Genomic DNA, 15,992 nt, shown 5'->3' on the forward strand with positions numbered 1-15,992 from the left:
TTAATTCAAATTATCCGCTTATGAAAAAATTATTGTTACCTTTGACCATTCTGCTGTTTTTCGGATTAGTCGTATCATCATGTTCTTCAGACGATGTACTTCAAAGAGAAAACAACGAACAGCCAAACATTGTAAAAAGAAACAATGAAAAAGCTCGTGAGGCTGGTATAAGATTATTAGAATCATTTGGAATGACAAAAACTCGTTCATTAAGTACTAGTGACTATCCGGACTATTATGGGGGAAGTTATATTAACGGGAATGGTAAACTTGTTGTTTTTCTTAAAGGAGAAATAGAAAGTACCAAAGCCACTCTTATAAGGTTAATAGGTGAGAATGATGTCATATATACACAAGGCAATTATTCTTATACGGAGCTGAATAATGTTCTAACCAAAATAACTTCATTTATTAGCAGTAATAAAGATTCTCAAATTGCCAAGAATATAAGATACTATTATCTAAATGATTTTGAGAACTGTGTCGTGGTAGAACTTGACAAATCTAATGAAATGGAAATAAAAGAGTTTAAATCAGAAGTAGTGAACTTTTCAGGAATTGTATTTAAACAATGCACAAGAGAATTTCAAAACCACTCATTATCGCCAGGAAGTTCTATAGGCACACCTAAAGGCACTGCGTCAATGGGATATAGAGCTACTAGATTTAACACTGACGGTTTTGTTACTGCAGGACATGCTTATAACACGGGTGACCCGGCATATTATAATAACACACTAATCGGTAGTTGTGACTTTTCAATCCAAGGTGGTTCCGTTGATGCAGCATTCATTAGTATAACTAATTTCTCCATCGTTCCCAATAATGGAAATCTTACTGGAGAAGAATATAATATTTGGGCAGGAGATAATGTAACCAAGTTAGGAGAGACTATAGCTCAATCTGAAGGTTATATTACAAGTACCAATGCAAATGTAAATGCCGATGGAATATACTATACAGATATGGGTGAAGCTACATATTTAAGTGCGTTCGGAGATAGCGGGGGACCAGTATATCTTACAGATAGTAAAAAAGTAATAGGTATACATAAAGGAAGCACAGCTTTCACATCTATATTTGTTAAGGTTGATAATATAGCATCAAAACTAAATGCTCATTTCAACTAATAATTACCAATGGATTGGATAAGTAACTTATCCAATCCATTTCATACTTAACTTATGCTCAAATTAATATCGATTTTGCTAACCAATGGAATTGTTTTATTCATGCTAATCAGTTGTCATAATAAAACAGGCAATTCTAAAAGCACTGTAAACCTTGAATATGAAAATAGTATCGACTCTCTTAATTCATATAAAATGGATATATCACATTTCATTAATTCCATCGAACCAGGAGAAACGATTGTAGAAGAAAAACAAATGCAGGGGGAAGAATTTATTACAAGAGAAAATGAGAATATAAAAGTACGCTTTTTATTAAAAGACTCCTGCTCAAAAGACGGATTCTTGAAAACAGAAATTATTAATAATACAAACGATACAATTATCTATATTAGCAATACTTTCTTACACTATAGAGAAAGTAATAATTCATGGATTCCTTTAGTTTATCCAGATAATTATGTAAAAAATGATCTTGGATATTTAATACCTTCTCATGAAAGCGTCAAAATAAGGTTCTTTTTACCTTCTCAAGAAAAATATCCTAAAGGGAAATACAAGCTTCAACTATTATTCCGCAATACTTCCAAGAGTATTGACTATTATATCGATAAAATATTTCTAAGCAACAAGTCAAACTAAGTTCCTGATAAATTAAAAATTAAAAAATGAATACAAAGAAAATAGTTGGGATTTTCTTATTATCCCTTTGTACTATGTGTTTCGTTAATTGTAGTGATGATGACACACCAGATGATCCGGCAGACACCATCACACTCAATATGCTTAATGAGCACAATGGAAAAACCTATTTAGGTGAATCAAATGTTTACATCAATGAAGCCAATAATTTTATCACATCTAAAAATTTCATTTCTGACGTAGGAAATGGCGCAGGAGTTGGAGCAAATATTCTACCCTCGTTAACCAACCTCACACACGAAGTGGCGGTTACACCCGGGCATATTTATCAGATTTTTGATAAAAATACACTGATAAATTTTCCGTCAGGCAATTACGCTATTCAAGTAGAAACAAGTTATTATCAAGCCTATGTTGTATCTAAAATAGTAAATAGTGACATGAATATCGGTGCAATTGTAAAATATATATCTGTTTTCCCTAACAATAATGGACTGCCTGCATATAGGTATAATATTGGAAGCCTTTACCGCATAGGTGAAACGGTTGAATTAGCATTACCCCAAGATATTGAGTTTTTCTTGAAAGAACATAGCGCAGGTATAAAAGGATTAAATGTAACATATGCCAATAACAAATTAAGAATAACCCTAACTAAAGCACCTGACATTGTCAACGGACCTTATGGAACATTTGACCTTTATATCCGTTCAAACAATGTCTTTACGATCGTAGAAGTCCACGTGGAATAAGCAATAAAGACTTTATTAGCCAGTAAAACAAAGGGATTATCACCCATATTAGCATATATTTGCAACAAACATTTAAAAGTATGAGAATTGATAGATTTTTACTATTCGTATTATTACTGGCAACTTCGTATGGTTGCTCTGAAGAACAACCATACGAAGTTGAAAAGGAATCAGTTTCTATATGGGAAGGAGACACAAGGCATGTCATCATAGAAACAGACTTAACAGAGCACAACTATAAGTTAGAATCAGAAAATCAAGAAATTGCAACTGCAACTCTTGACGTAATGGGCGTATGCATCGCTACATACAAAAGTGGGAGCACCATGATACGACTTATTGATACTGACAATAATAAGATAGTATGTGAGATCTACGTATATGTAATATACTTCAACAGCTCGGAAATTATCAATTGGGGAATTTCGTTCGAAGGTCATCCTGGTTCTCCGGGAATAATAATAAAAGCAATAGATCTAAAAATCCCTCCAGAGATAGAAATTGAGTTACGAGAAAAAGAAAAGCCATTCATCGGTGCCACTTATACATTCAATCAAGAAACCAAAAAGTTCACAATGAAAACTGATTCGGGGATATTCAAAGAAGGTACATACGAATGGGACATTACCTCTTTAACCCTAATGTATGACGATAAAACAGAGAAATTCGGCTTCAAATTTGCTACAGGAATGTCACACGGATATATTCTACAGAGTGACAAAACATCAGAATATCAGCAACGATATCCTGATGCCGGTATCACAGAAGTAAAAGTTAATTATGTCTGGAAGGATAATGAAATAATTCAATTAGGAGGGCTTACATTTTGATCGATACAAAAGTAGATAGACAAGTGAAACTGTTATTTCTGATATTCTGTATATTTACAATTAGCTGCTCAAACGAAGACAAACTAAATTGTGAACCCATTGAATTAAGTAGCAACTCCATACATATTTTAGCAGGAGAAAAAAGAATTGTATATATATTGTCTGATTTAGAAAAATTCCAAATGGGGCTTGGATTACAGTCTGAAAATCCTCGAATAGCAACAGTTGAACCTCAAAATGATAGTAAGGCAATCCTAATCACAGGAAACAGTGTAGGAAACACTTCCATATATCTGCGTGACTTAAGAAATCCTGATAATTTTGCAGAGATTGAAGTTATTTCCGACTACCTTTCCGGAAAGTTCATAGAAAAAGGAGATTCCTCCAGCACTTGGATAAATGGTGGTGACCTGCACATTCGAGAAATAATAGAGAGCGAATTAAAAGAAATTGCCAAGAACCGAACGGGAATACTATACTCTTTTGATAAAGATACTAAAGCTGTGGAAATTGATTACTCTTCATCCGACTATGACAATAATAAAAAGGCCGGAACCTACGAGTGGGATAAAGACAGCCTCACCTTAAACTTTAACAACAACATATCTAAACACGGATTCGCCGTAGTAAACGACCATGCAATTATCATTGTATTAGACTTTACTGAAAAGTATAAATCAAAATATCCGAATGCATCTGTAAGAGGTGCAAAAATCCAATGTTTTCTATCAGCAATTGAATAATTAAGTAAACAAAAACATTATGAGAAAAAACATATTTATATGTATCATTTTTGCTGTATCAATTTCAGCATGTACAAATGAACTAGACAAAGAGATTAATATAGAGACTAATAGTAGTCTTTATGATTTGTCAGAAAGTGAAGCACTTACAATTGCCAAAACGTTTCACGAATCTGTAACATCCGAACCACGAACTAGAGATAATAATACTGCATTTGGTATAAAAAGTACATATAGGCTACACGCTTCTGAAAAAACAAGAGCTTTATCAAGTGAAAAACTCCCCTTAATTTATGAAATAGAAATAAATAACGGTCCGAAGAATGGGAGAATTATTGTTTCCGGAGATAAAAGATTCCAAAAAGTACTCGCATATATACCTTCATTCAATGATTCGGTTTATCAAGTCTCTTTAGGGCCCAACATAATGATGCAAATGGCCAAAAATATTTTAATGGAAAAAATTCAAAACTACAAAGATACATCATCAACACGTTCTCGTCCAGTAGAGTCTATACCTGGGGAAGTAAGCGTAATGATTGTATCATTTTGCAGAACAAACTGGCATCAATTTACTCCATATAACCAACTATTGCCTCAAGCTTTCGTAGAACGTTATGAACGCATATCTCCTAACAGACCTGGAGGAGCTCTATATGGCAACTATCCTACAGGACAAGCTTCTATTGCTATTGCCCAAGCTATGGCATATTTAAGACCTTATTTAAACATTGACGGAATAAATATAAATTGGGAAATATTAACCATGGAAAAAGAAGCGACACAATCCAATGAAAAAATGATCGCAACTTTACTAAAATATGTCTACAATACAATTGGTGCATATCCAGTATGGGGAGAATGTTATAATTATGATAAATGGACTGCTACTGGACCTTCCACCGAGATTGTAAATTCTGTTATTGCAGTGAAAACCCCAATAAGAAATATTTCAAGACAAATAAATACTTCTCAATGCGGACTGACTTGCGATAATGATCAAAGCTGGAATTTAGAAGTTGTAAAAAAATCCCTACTTTCTCTTTATCCTGTTTTCGTAGGTGACCTAGACAAAGTCGCTTTTTTAGTTGATGGATATGCCATTAATGAAGAAAACTCCGTTTACCTCCATTGTAACTTTGGTATGAATGAGAGTTTTAATGGCTATTACATGGTTAATGATAACGGAAGCATAGTATTTGAGCCCGGTGGTTATTTTTATAGAGACATAAATCTTGGTATAATCGCTAATATAAGAAACCGATAAACTCAAAACAACGTTATTTACACATTAGTTGTCCACCTCTTTTATCACTTTTTATATTTGCAAGACATATATACTCAATCCTGCGATGAAAGAGATGAACAGTCAATAGAAACTAAGAAGGGGAAATAGTTTTCCCCTTCGGCAAATTTACAACCAACGCTGGAATAAGTCTCTATTTGATTGTCGGATAGAAGAAAATAAGCTAACTTTGTTCTCTATAATTAAAAAGGGCAATTATGGAGGCAGCAATCAAGAAAATACCATACGGGATGACGGACTTCGAGTCTATCATCCGTGATGGTTATTATTATGTAGATAAAACCCAATATATAGAGAAAGTAGAAAATATAAGCCGTTTCTTTTTCTTTGTCCGTCCCCGTCGTTTCGGGAAGAGTCTTTTCCTGAACATGCTGGGTCTTTACTACGACATCAACAAGAAAGACAAGTTCGAGGAAAGCTTCGGAGAATTATATATAGGCAAACATCCCACGCCCAACCGTAACAAATATCTGGTGTTGACGCTCAACTTCAGCAGTGTAGCCAGCGATATGGAGACTTTGAAACAGACTTTCAATACCTATTGTAAACTGGTGATGAGTGCTTTTGCCAAAGATTATAGTGACCTATTAGGGAAAAATATCGCAGAAGAACTGGAAAAATATGATACCGCAGCCGAGATATTGGGATTCTTATGCTTGTCCGCCAAAAGCAAAGGATTGAAAATATATCTTATCCTTGACGAATATGACAACTTCGCCAATAACATTCTGGTAGATTACGGCAATGAACGTTATCACAGCATCACCCACGGCAACGGATTCTTCCGCGGATTCCTCAAGGTAGTGAAGGATTATTCAAACTCTGTCATCGAGCGAATCTTCCTCACGGGAGTCAGTCCTGTGACAATGGACGACCTGACAAGCGGATTCAACATTGCGGATAATTATAGCAGCAACTCCATATTTAATAATATGATAGGTTTCAACGAATACGAAGTGCGCGATTTGATAGATTATTACAAAGAACGCCGGGACCTACCGCACTCTACAGACGAACTGATAGAAATCATGAAACCGTGGTATGATAATTATTGCTTTTCCACCGAAGCACTGGACGAACCGTCCATGTACAATTCGGACATGGTGCTCTACTTCATGAACCGCTATCTGCTAAACATGCGCATACCCAACACAATGCTCGATGCCAACATCCGTACCGACTATAACAAACTGCGCCACCTTATCCGCGTAGACAAGACTTTTGGAGAAAATGCAAGTGTCGTACAGGAAATAGTAGAGAAGGGCGCCACTAGCGGAATCATTGCCGACAGTTTCCCGGCCGAGAATATTATAAAAACCGAATACTTCAAGAGTCTCCTCTATTATTATGGTATGCTTACCATCAACGGCACTAGAGGCCCGATGAATATACTCTCCATCCCCAACCAAACGGTGCGCGAGCAACTCTATGGATACATGATAGACATCTACAAAGATAGCTCCGGTCTCAATTTGGAAGTGGAAAAGCTAAACATACTGATGTATGAAATGGCATACGAAGGTGATTGGAATCCTTACTTCGAATATATCGTCGAACGCCTGAACAACCAAAGCAGCATCCGTGAATTTATAGAGGGGGAAGCACACGTGAAAGCTTTCATTCTCGCTTATCTGGGACTAAATAGTTACTATATCGCACGCCCCGAATACGAAAGCAACAAAGGATATGCCGACATCTTCCTCCACCCCCGCCTGATGCAGCTTCCCGACATGGCATACAGCTACTGCATTGAAGTGAAATACGCCAAACGGGACGCTTCGGATGCTGAAATCAAAAAGCTACTGTCTGATGCAAAAACGCAACTGAAACAGTATGCGGCAAGCGAATGGATCAGGCATGACAAGGGAACGACAGAATTGAAATGCATCGCATTGGTATTTCAGGGTTGGAAACTGGTGAAAGTGGAAGAGGCATAAACAGCTAAGCCCTCCCTATACCTTATCATACTCTTTCATCGTTTATCATGGAATCTATATCCAAGCCCCAGCATCAGATTGTTGGGGTCTTTAAATTTGCTCAACTGATACCCCACGTGTAGAAACAAATGACGGGTGACATAAGTCTTGAGAGCCAGAACTTGGTAGAACCCTTTTGTATCATCACCGCTGTATATCAGGTTCCGACCGACGCCGACATTGATAGAGAAAACAGGCATCACCAGCTCTGCCCGAAGAGATAAACCTACGGAAAACTGCTCGCGGAAAGGAGGACGATGAAACTTCAAATCGCCCGAGTAATACTCGCCCACTCTATACTCTTTAAGATTGGCACTCTCATCATATTGCGCATCCGCAGAAAGCCCTGCCCGAAAATAGTTGTTGAAATTATACATCGGGGCGAAATTGATGCCCGCCACACCAAACGAACCGGGAATCATACTCGACACATCGTCTCCAATCAGTCCTCTTTTGCGGGTGGCTCCGTAGATCACCAGGTCATAGCTGACGTGAGGTTTTATAAAGAGCCGTCCGGGAGTGATGGGACCGGGTCCCTCATCCACGCCCAAAGTACGCACGATGCCGATTCTTCCTCCAATAACATTAAGGCCGCCATTAGGATAATGCGTGTTTCCATTGGAAAAATGGGTGAGATCTACACCTGCCGCCAGTTTCCAGTACTTGTGAACTTGCCAGTTCAGCAAAAAGCCGAGATTGATGTACGCATTGATTTTGGAGCCAATCAGCACGTTTTGCGGATTGGATAGTTCATCATATTTCTTCCAGCCAAAAGAAGCCCCGAAGTTCCATTCGTAATCGAGCGACAAACGGGGGGACAGTTGCGCGATACGTGACCCTTGAAAAGCGTATACCGACACGGGATTTCCCAATTCAGCGGGACTAAAGAAAGTATGGTAGGAAATGCCAATACCCTGATAGGTATGGGGAAAGAGCCTGCCGAGATTGGATTCTTTGCTGAATCTGAAAGCGTACTTGAAATGGAAGGAAAGCGATTGGTCGATTTTCTTTTGCTGCGCATTGTCTCCTTGCAGAAAACTATGGGTGGAGACGATATATCCCGGACGGATGTCGAAGCCAAGCTGATGGCGGATCAGGGGATGGCTGACGCTGTCGTTCCGTTGCCCGATGATTGTCCGGGCTTCCAGATTTGCGTTGATTGCCGGATGTACCAGGATGCAAAAGAGGCACAGCAACCGTATGGCGTTTCTATTTCTAATCATTGATATATTAGTTGTTGAAAGGTTAGTTTTTGAGAGAGACATCCCTGTGTGTTATGTGATATTTTACAGGCATTTCGCTATGCAACGTGCCGCTTACGATTCGTTGTTTCTTGGTTTTGGGGTGAGAAACATAGAGGGTATACCGCGTTTCCAACCAATCATACACCATCCATAAGGTATAGATTCGAGCAGTCCGGGGAGGAATTATGTCTTCTTCCTGCTCCGTACTGGAGCAAGGCAACATTTGTTGCGCAGAAATGAACGGCGCCCGCTTGCCGTTCATCCCTAAATATCCGTCTTTCATGCTTGGTATTTCCACCGTCAGACCGGCTTCGCCCAGTAGTTGAAAAGCTTCGGGCACATCGCTTTTGAATCTCATAAAATGGTAAAAAGACTCGAAAGGGGAAAACGTGTATGTAGAAAAAACATCTGTAAAGTTATGAAAGGAGACGCCTTCTTTTCTCTCTGTCCTGTTTTCTGGATTGTAAGAATATGCATTCAAAGAATAAGTGATGCTATCCATCACATATCTGTCTGTCGGAGAAATCTCGACGCGTATCTCCTGCCACTCATACTCGTTGCTCGCCCTGAGCTGGAATTGAAAAGGAGCGGAAAGGGCATTCTCGCCCACCGTTATCTTCACTTCTTTGGGATGAACGCGTTCGATGGTGAAATCAATCATCTCTCCGGTGCACACAATCTTTCCCAACCCGTTCAGCGATGGACCTTGGTCGGTTGTTATCAGGCGATTGTCCGCATCATATATGTTATATTGAATGGGAAAATCGAAGGCTACATACATCCAATCCCAATTGGCAGCTGCAAATTGAATAGTGGCAACATCCCCATTCCCGTCCAGCGTCAGTTCGGAATCGGAAGAACGGAAGTCGTCGACAAACACGTCTCCGTTACAACCATAAAACTTCCCTAGGATAAAAAAACAGACCGTCAGGTACAGGAATCTTTTCATATTGTTTCTCGCTTGTTCATTCTCTTTTGTTCTCTACCGACAAAAGTAACATATATTTTCAGGAACAGCATACAAACCTGCAAGAAATTACTAATTAATCAAACAGTTCTTTCAACACCTCCAATGATTTCAATGCCGGGAAGTCGGGCAGATGCAAGCGGTAATAATCATTCATAATCGTCAGGCAACGGGTACGCTCCGCACGGCTCATGCCAAAGAGATGCATTGTCTCATAGTTCATGCGCATCAGTTGACGGAGACGAGCAGCCTCTTCGGGATTGATATAGGAAGAATGCAGCTGGGGACGAATAGAAGTGAAGCAGGCATTCAATAAATCAAAGTAATCGCCGGTATGATAATCCTCCAGATTCGGATAAAGTCCCAGGAAACGGGAAAGACGCATCAAGAACACCAGATGAAAATTGGCAAAGCCGTCTCCACACTCATCCAGCCAAATGATGGAATGTTGCAGATAAGCAAATAACGGACGATTCTCCGCCTCCTCCCGGACAGCCCTGTAAAGAAACTCCGACAGGAAAAGTGCCATCGAAGACTTATACGGATCGTATGGAATGGAAGAAAAAGGATAAAAGGATTTCGCTTCCTTCACACGATAGAGAGTTGCGTTGGGGCGATAGTCGGCCTCGAACTCAATAAAAGACAACGGCTGGAAAAGTACGGATTTTACAGCCGCTTTCCGCGAACGGGGTACTGCTACAAGGAAAGAAGCCCTGCCGGACAACTCTGTATACATATCCACAATGATAGATGTATCATTGTATTTTAATGTATGAAGAACTATTCCTTTCGTTTTTTGCAGCATAGCCGAATAATCTCGTTTTCAATCCGAGGCAAAACTACAAAAAAATACAAGGTAATCAGAGACATCCAGCGTTAAATATCGCTTCCACATCCTTATTTTTCGCGTGCATAAAACATACCTTATGTTACAAAAGAAGTCACAAATAATCTGACTTTTTATTTCTTTATAATATAATAAGGTATATAAGAAAGCATACTCTCTACCGTTTTTCACAGAAAAGATACTTTTTCCCTAAAAGTGAAACTTTATATTTCACTGAATATCAACAGAAAAGAGAGATCATTTTGAAAAAAGTCACATATTCAATGAAAAAATTTCTATGAATCATTTGCCAGTTTCAAAAAAGTTCCTACCTTTGCATCCGCAATCGAGAAACAAACACAGATTCGAGAAAGCAAAAAGCAGAAATGCTACAACAGGATGGCCCGTTCGTCTATCGGTTAGGACGCAAGATTTTCATTCTTGAAAGGGGGGTTCGATTCCCCCACGGGCTACAAGTTAAAAGAATAAAGAACTAAAAAATAGATTAGTCGAGATGGCAAATCATAAATCATCACTGAAAAGAATCAGACAAGAAGAGACAAGAAGACTTCACAACAGATATTATGGCAAGACCATGAGAAATGCTGTTAGAAAGCTTCGTGCAACTACTGATAAAGCAGAAGCAGTTGCAATGTACCCAGGCATTACAAAGATGTTGGATAAGTTGGCTAAAGTGAACATCATTCACAAAAACAAAGCTAACAATCTGAAATCTAAGTTGGCTCTTTACATCAACAAGCTCGCTTAATAACAAGAATTTAACAATTCTATATAGCATCCAGGCTGAACTTTTAAGTTCGGCCTTTCTTGTTTATAACCCACTGAATATCAAGCCTATCAAGAATACAGAGAAACCGCCCGCATTCTTTATTTTTCACTGATTATTCTTCGTCAAGTCGACAATTTTCACTATATTTGCTCTGTTATTAAAGTTAGAAAGGCAATTATGAGCGAAGAACAAATCACTCCCAATAACGGGTCTTATTCTGCGGATAGTATCCAAGTATTGGAAGGTCTTGAAGCAGTAAGAAAACGCCCTGCGATGTACATTGGTGACATCAGCGTCAAGGGACTTCACCACTTGGTATACGAAATCGTTGACAACTCTATCGACGAAGCATTGGCCGGCTATTGCGACCATATCGAAGTAACGATCAACGAAGACAATTCAATCACAGTACAGGACAACGGACGCGGTATTCCGGTTGACTATCACGAGAAAGAAAAGAAGTCGGCACTGGAAGTAGCCATGACCGTATTGCACGCCGGAGGTAAATTCGACAAGGGTTCTTACAAAGTATCCGGAGGTTTGCACGGTGTAGGTATGTCCTGCGTAAACGCGCTGTCTACCCACATGACTACACAAGTATTCCGTAATGGCAAAATCTATCAGCAGGAATACGAGATCGGTAAACCGCTTTATTCTGTAAAGGAAGTCGGTACAGCCGACATTACGGGAACCCGCCAACAATTCTGGCCGGATGGTACCATCTTTACTGAAACGGTATACGACTACAAGATTCTGGCTTCACGTCTGCGCGAATTGGCTTATCTGAACGCCGGTCTTCGTATCTCCCTGACTGACCGTCGGGTAGTGAACGAAGACGGAAGTTTCAAGAGCGAGCAATTCTATTCAGAAGAAGGTTTGAGAGAGTTCGTGCGTTTTATCGAGTCTTCACGCGAGCACTTGATTAACGATGTGATCTATCTGAACTCGGAAAAACAGGGAATTCCTATTGAAGTGGCTATCATGTACAATACCGGATTCTCCGAAAACGTTCACTCATACGTCAACAATATCAACACCATTGAAGGTGGTACACACTTGGCAGGTTTCCGCCGTGCGTTGACTCGTACGTTGAAAAAATACGCCGAAGACAGCAAGATGCTGGAAAAGGTGAAAGTTGAAATTTCGGGAGATGACTTCCGTGAAGGTTTGACTGCCGTTATTTCTGTAAAAGTAGCTGAACCACAGTTTGAAGGACAGACTAAAACGAAGTTGGGTAACAACGAAGTGATGGGTGCTGTTGACCAGGCAGTGGGCGAAGTATTAGCATATTATCTGGAAGAACATCCGAAGGAAGCCAAAACAATTGTCGACAAAGTGATTCTTGCCGCTACTGCACGTCACGCAGCAAGAAAAGCCCGTGAAATGGTACAACGCAAGTCGCCGATGTCGGGTGGTGGTCTGCCGGGTAAGTTGGCCGACTGTTCGGATAAGGATCCTTCAAAATGTGAATTGTTCCTCGTCGAGGGAGACTCGGCAGGTGGTACTGCCAAACAGGGACGTAACCGTATGTTCCAGGCTATCCTCCCATTACGCGGTAAGATTCTGAACGTAGAAAAAGCCATGTATCATAAGGCTTTGGAAAGTGATGAAATCCGCAATATCTACACAGCTCTCGGTGTGACTATCGGAACTGACGAAGACAGCAAGGAAGCAAACATACAGAAGCTGCGCTATCACAAGATTATCATCATGACCGATGCCGACGTCGATGGTTCTCACATCGACACACTGATCATGACGTTCTTCTTCCGTTATATGCCGCAGGTTATCCAGAACGGTTATCTGTACATCGCCACTCCCCCGCTCTACCTCTGCAAAAAGGGTAAAGTAGAAGAGTATTGCTGGACAGATGCACAACGCCAAAAGTTTATTGACACTTACGGTGGTGGTTCAGAAAATGCAATTCATACACAACGCTACAAAGGTTTGGGTGAGATGAACGCCCAGCAGTTGTGGGAAACAACTATGGACCCTGAAAACCGTATGCTGAAACAAGTAAATATTGACAACGCCGCAGAAGCTGATTATATCTTCTCTATGTTGATGGGTGAAGATGTAGGGCCACGCCGCGAGTTTATTGAAGAGAATGCAACGTATGCAAATATCGATGCATAATTTTAATATTACGTTTTTATAAACCAACCTCACATCTTACAACGAGGAAACGCCGATGGCGAAGGAACATCCTTCGATCGGCGTTTTTCTTTTGTCTGAAGGGGCTTTCATGTTCGAATCGTTCAACCGCCCATCTCTTAATAAAACCTAACAGCAGAAACGTTTTCCATACAAAATCACTATCTTGCATAAAAAGCAAAGAAAACATAACTATGAAAATGAAAACTACTGCGCCCAATCCGTTATTTGCAAAGATCAGGTTGTTTCTTATTGTACTGACTTCCTGCGTGATCGCGACTTGTATCTTCTTGATTATTATCCATCCGGAAGCATGGATTATGCCGGCATGCGGAATCATAATCGCATTGTGCATTTTGCTCTATCAGCTATATTGCATACGCAAGAACCGGAAGAGAATTTAAATATATTGTTGCTTTTTCAGCTCTTCAGCAACAGTGACCAGCTCTTTGTACCATTCTTCACCGAACTTACGGATTAAAGGTTCTTTCAAAAACTGATATACGGGAAGATTCTCTTTTTTCCCCAGCAAAACCGCTGCTTTACATACGTCCCAACGATTATAATTCACCGCTTTATAGGGTCCGTAATCGCCGATCCGGATAGGATAAAGATGACAGGACACCGGTTTATAGAAGTCTGTTTTCCCCTCCCGATAAGCCTTCTCAATAGCACAGTAGCAACAGCCTTTCTCATCGTAGCAGGTAAACACACAGTCTTTATTATTAACAATAGAAGTCACTAGATCACCTTCCTCATCCGTATATACTACTCCTTGCTTTTCAATCACCGCACGTGCTTCCGGAGCCAGTTCATCCCAAATAATCGGCAAAACTTCTTCCAACTCCATCACCTCGTCCAGCTCTACCGGAGCACCGGCATCACCTTCAATACAACAAGCTCCCTTGCAGGCGCCCAAATCGCAAAGGAACTTCTCCTGAAATACATCAAGAGACACTACTACATCACCTATTTGTATCATTTTAAACCTTATGTGAGACAAAAAGGGCGGAGTTCTACTCCGCCCTCCCAATTATAGAAATCTAAATTACTTAATCAAAACGTTTCCGTCCATTTCAGCCGGAGCAGCCAGCCCCATAATCTTCAGAATAGTTGGAGCAACATCTGCCAAACGACCATCTCCTACTTTCGCAGCCTTGTTCTCTGTCACGTAAACACAAGGAACAGGGTTCAAAGAGTGAGCAGTGTTCGGAGTACCGTCTTCGTTCAAAGCATGGTCAGCATTACCATGATCGGCAATAATAATTGCTTCGTAATCTTGTGCTTTAGCGGCTTCGATTACATCTTTCACACAAGCATCTACAGCAACAACCGCTTTCTCGATTGCTTCGTAAATACCGGTATGACCAACCATGTCACCATTAGCAAAATTCACTACAATGAAATCATATTTGTTCTCGTTGATGGCAGCTACCAGTTTATCTTTTACTTCAAAAGCGCTCATTTCCGGCTTCAAGTCGTAAGTAGCAACTTTTGGAGAAGGAACAAGGATACGTTCTTCTTTATCGAACGGAGTTTCACGTCCACCGTTGAAGAAGAATGTTACGTGAGCATACTTTTCTGTTTCAGCGATATGAAGTTGGCTCAAACCTTTGGAAGCAAGATATTCGCCCAATGTGTTGGACACGTTTTCTTTGTCGAACAGGATATGAACGCCTTTGAAAGATGCATCATACGGAGTCATACAGTAATATTGCAGCCCCGGGATGGTATGCATGCCAGCTTCCGGCATATCTTGTTGAGTCAGTACGACAGTCAACTCTTTAGCACGGTCGTTACGGTAGTTGAAGAAGATCACTACATCACCCTCTTTGATTGTTCCGTCACAGTTAGCGTTTACAATCGGTTTGATGAATTCATCTGTCACGCCTTCGTCGTAAGACTCCTGCATTGCCTGAACCATATCAGTAGCTTTCTTGCCTACACCGTTTACGAGCAGGTCGTATGCTTCTTTTACACGTTCCCAACGCTTGTCACGGTCCATTGCATAATAACGGCCGATGATAGAAGCAATCTTTCCTGCTGATTTCTCGCAGTGTGCAGAAAGTTCTTCGATAAAGCCTTTACCACTCTTCGGGTCAGTATCACGACCATCCATGAAGCAGTGGATAAATGTATTGTTGATGTTGTATTCTTTTGCGATATCGCAAAGTTTGAAGAGATGAACGAGTGAGCTGTGTACACCACCGTTAGAAGTCAGCCCCATAAAGTGAATATTCTTTCCGTTTTCTTTTGCATAAGAGAAAGCAGAAACGATTTCAGGATTTTTCATGATGCTGTTGTCCGCACATGCACGATTGATTTTCACCAAGTCCTGATAAACCACGCGTCCGGCACCGATATTCAAGTGACCTACTTCCGAGTTACCCATCTGTCCGTCGGGCAAACCTACGTTTTCACCGCTTGCCTGAAGTTGAGAGTGAGGATAAGTACTCATCAGATAATCCCAATAAGGAGTGGGAGTGTTGAAGATTACGTCGTCTTTCTTTTGGTCACCTAATCCCCAACCATCGAGGATCATTAAAAGGGCTTTCTTACTCATAATATTTTAATATTTAAATTATCACACTGATTTTCGGGCGCAAAGGTACAAAAAAGATGGTTACGTAAA

General features: G+C 40.1%; 15 protein-coding genes and 1 tRNA gene. 11 read left to right on the forward strand and 5 right to left on the reverse strand.

Annotated elements, in window-relative coordinates; genetic code table 11:
• Positions 1-20 precede the first annotated feature (20 nt).
• The 7 genes from DW173_RS16170 to DW173_RS16200 all read left to right on the forward strand — a co-directional run bounded on the left by DW173_RS16170 (position 21) and on the right by DW173_RS16200 (position 7,340).
• Entirely contained in the window at positions 21-1,130 is a 1,110-nt protein-coding gene (locus DW173_RS16170) for a hypothetical protein (protein WP_004309496.1), read from the forward strand.
• A 54-nt stretch (positions 1,131-1,184) separates the two neighbouring features.
• On the forward strand, positions 1,185-1,772 hold the full coding sequence (locus DW173_RS16175) for a hypothetical protein (RefSeq protein WP_008776054.1): 588 nt from the start codon (positions 1,185-1,187) through the stop codon (positions 1,770-1,772).
• Positions 1,773-1,798: 26 nt separating this feature from the next.
• Positions 1,799-2,524, forward strand: coding sequence for a DUF5036 family protein (locus DW173_RS16180; protein ID WP_004315401.1), 726 nt, complete (start codon positions 1,799-1,801; stop codon positions 2,522-2,524).
• A gap of 80 nt (positions 2,525-2,604) precedes the next feature.
• Positions 2,605-3,354 (forward strand): hypothetical protein, encoded by a 750-nt coding sequence (locus DW173_RS16185; protein ID WP_120144771.1) that lies wholly within the window; start codon positions 2,605-2,607, stop codon positions 3,352-3,354.
• A 23-nt stretch (positions 3,355-3,377) separates the two neighbouring features.
• A complete protein-coding gene (locus DW173_RS16190) occupies positions 3,378-4,097 on the forward strand; it encodes a hypothetical protein (protein ID WP_120144796.1) in 720 nt (239 codons plus the stop codon).
• 19 nt (positions 4,098-4,116) lie between these two features.
• Positions 4,117-5,364: a C10 family peptidase gene (locus DW173_RS16195; protein ID WP_120144772.1), complete on the forward strand. Its 1,248-nt coding sequence runs from the start codon at positions 4,117-4,119 to the stop codon at positions 5,362-5,364.
• 236 nt (positions 5,365-5,600) lie between these two features.
• The gene (locus DW173_RS16200; protein WP_049701641.1) at positions 5,601-7,340 is read left to right on the forward strand and encodes an ATP-binding protein; all 1,740 of its coding nucleotides are present in this window, start codon (positions 5,601-5,603) and stop codon (positions 7,338-7,340) included.
• A gap of 35 nt (positions 7,341-7,375) precedes the next feature.
• Here DW173_RS16200 and DW173_RS16205 read toward each other — a convergent pair whose 3' ends face one another.
• From DW173_RS16205 to recO, 3 genes are all read right to left on the reverse strand, one after another.
• Entirely contained in the window at positions 7,376-8,602 is a 1,227-nt protein-coding gene (locus DW173_RS16205) for an acyloxyacyl hydrolase (RefSeq protein ID WP_118219513.1), read from the reverse strand.
• 22 nt (positions 8,603-8,624) lie between these two features.
• Positions 8,625-9,572 (reverse strand): hypothetical protein, encoded by a 948-nt coding sequence (locus DW173_RS16210; protein ID WP_118219511.1) that lies wholly within the window; start codon positions 9,570-9,572, stop codon positions 8,625-8,627.
• A gap of 94 nt (positions 9,573-9,666) precedes the next feature.
• The gene (gene recO / locus DW173_RS16215; protein ID WP_118219509.1) at positions 9,667-10,395 is read right to left on the reverse strand and encodes a DNA repair protein RecO; all 729 of its coding nucleotides are present in this window, start codon (positions 10,393-10,395) and stop codon (positions 9,667-9,669) included.
• A 422-nt stretch (positions 10,396-10,817) separates the two neighbouring features.
• Here recO and DW173_RS16220 point away from each other — a divergent pair.
• The 4 genes from DW173_RS16220 to DW173_RS23995 all read left to right on the forward strand — a co-directional run bounded on the left by DW173_RS16220 (position 10,818) and on the right by DW173_RS23995 (position 13,764).
• A tRNA-Glu gene (locus tag DW173_RS16220) sits at positions 10,818-10,889 on the forward strand.
• A 41-nt stretch (positions 10,890-10,930) separates the two neighbouring features.
• On the forward strand, positions 10,931-11,185 hold the full coding sequence (gene rpsT, locus DW173_RS16225; RefSeq protein WP_004309474.1) for a 30S ribosomal protein S20: 255 nt from the start codon (positions 10,931-10,933) through the stop codon (positions 11,183-11,185).
• A gap of 198 nt (positions 11,186-11,383) precedes the next feature.
• Positions 11,384-13,342 carry a DNA topoisomerase (ATP-hydrolyzing) subunit B gene (gene gyrB / locus DW173_RS16230; protein ID WP_004315406.1) on the forward strand — a complete coding sequence of 653 codons (1,959 nt, stop codon included), beginning with the start codon at positions 11,384-11,386 and terminating at the stop codon, positions 13,340-13,342.
• A gap of 212 nt (positions 13,343-13,554) precedes the next feature.
• On the forward strand, positions 13,555-13,764 hold the full coding sequence (locus DW173_RS23995) for a hypothetical protein (RefSeq protein WP_008770429.1): 210 nt from the start codon (positions 13,555-13,557) through the stop codon (positions 13,762-13,764).
• Here DW173_RS23995 and DW173_RS16240 read toward each other — a convergent pair.
• Together DW173_RS16240 and gpmI are read right to left on the reverse strand one after the other, a co-directional pair.
• Positions 13,761-14,342: a DUF3109 family protein gene (locus DW173_RS16240; RefSeq protein WP_074706947.1), complete on the reverse strand. Its 582-nt coding sequence runs from the start codon at positions 14,340-14,342 to the stop codon at positions 13,761-13,763. The genes DW173_RS23995 and DW173_RS16240 overlap by 4 nt on opposite strands.
• A gap of 66 nt (positions 14,343-14,408) precedes the next feature.
• A complete protein-coding gene (gene gpmI / locus DW173_RS16245; protein ID WP_120144773.1) occupies positions 14,409-15,923 on the reverse strand; it encodes a 2,3-bisphosphoglycerate-independent phosphoglycerate mutase in 1,515 nt (504 codons plus the stop codon).
• Positions 15,924-15,992 lie beyond the last annotated feature (69 nt).

This window comes from Bacteroides sp. AM16-13, from assembly GCF_003602705.1.
GTDB lineage: Bacteria > Bacteroidota > Bacteroidia > Bacteroidales > Bacteroidaceae > Bacteroides > Bacteroides xylanisolvens.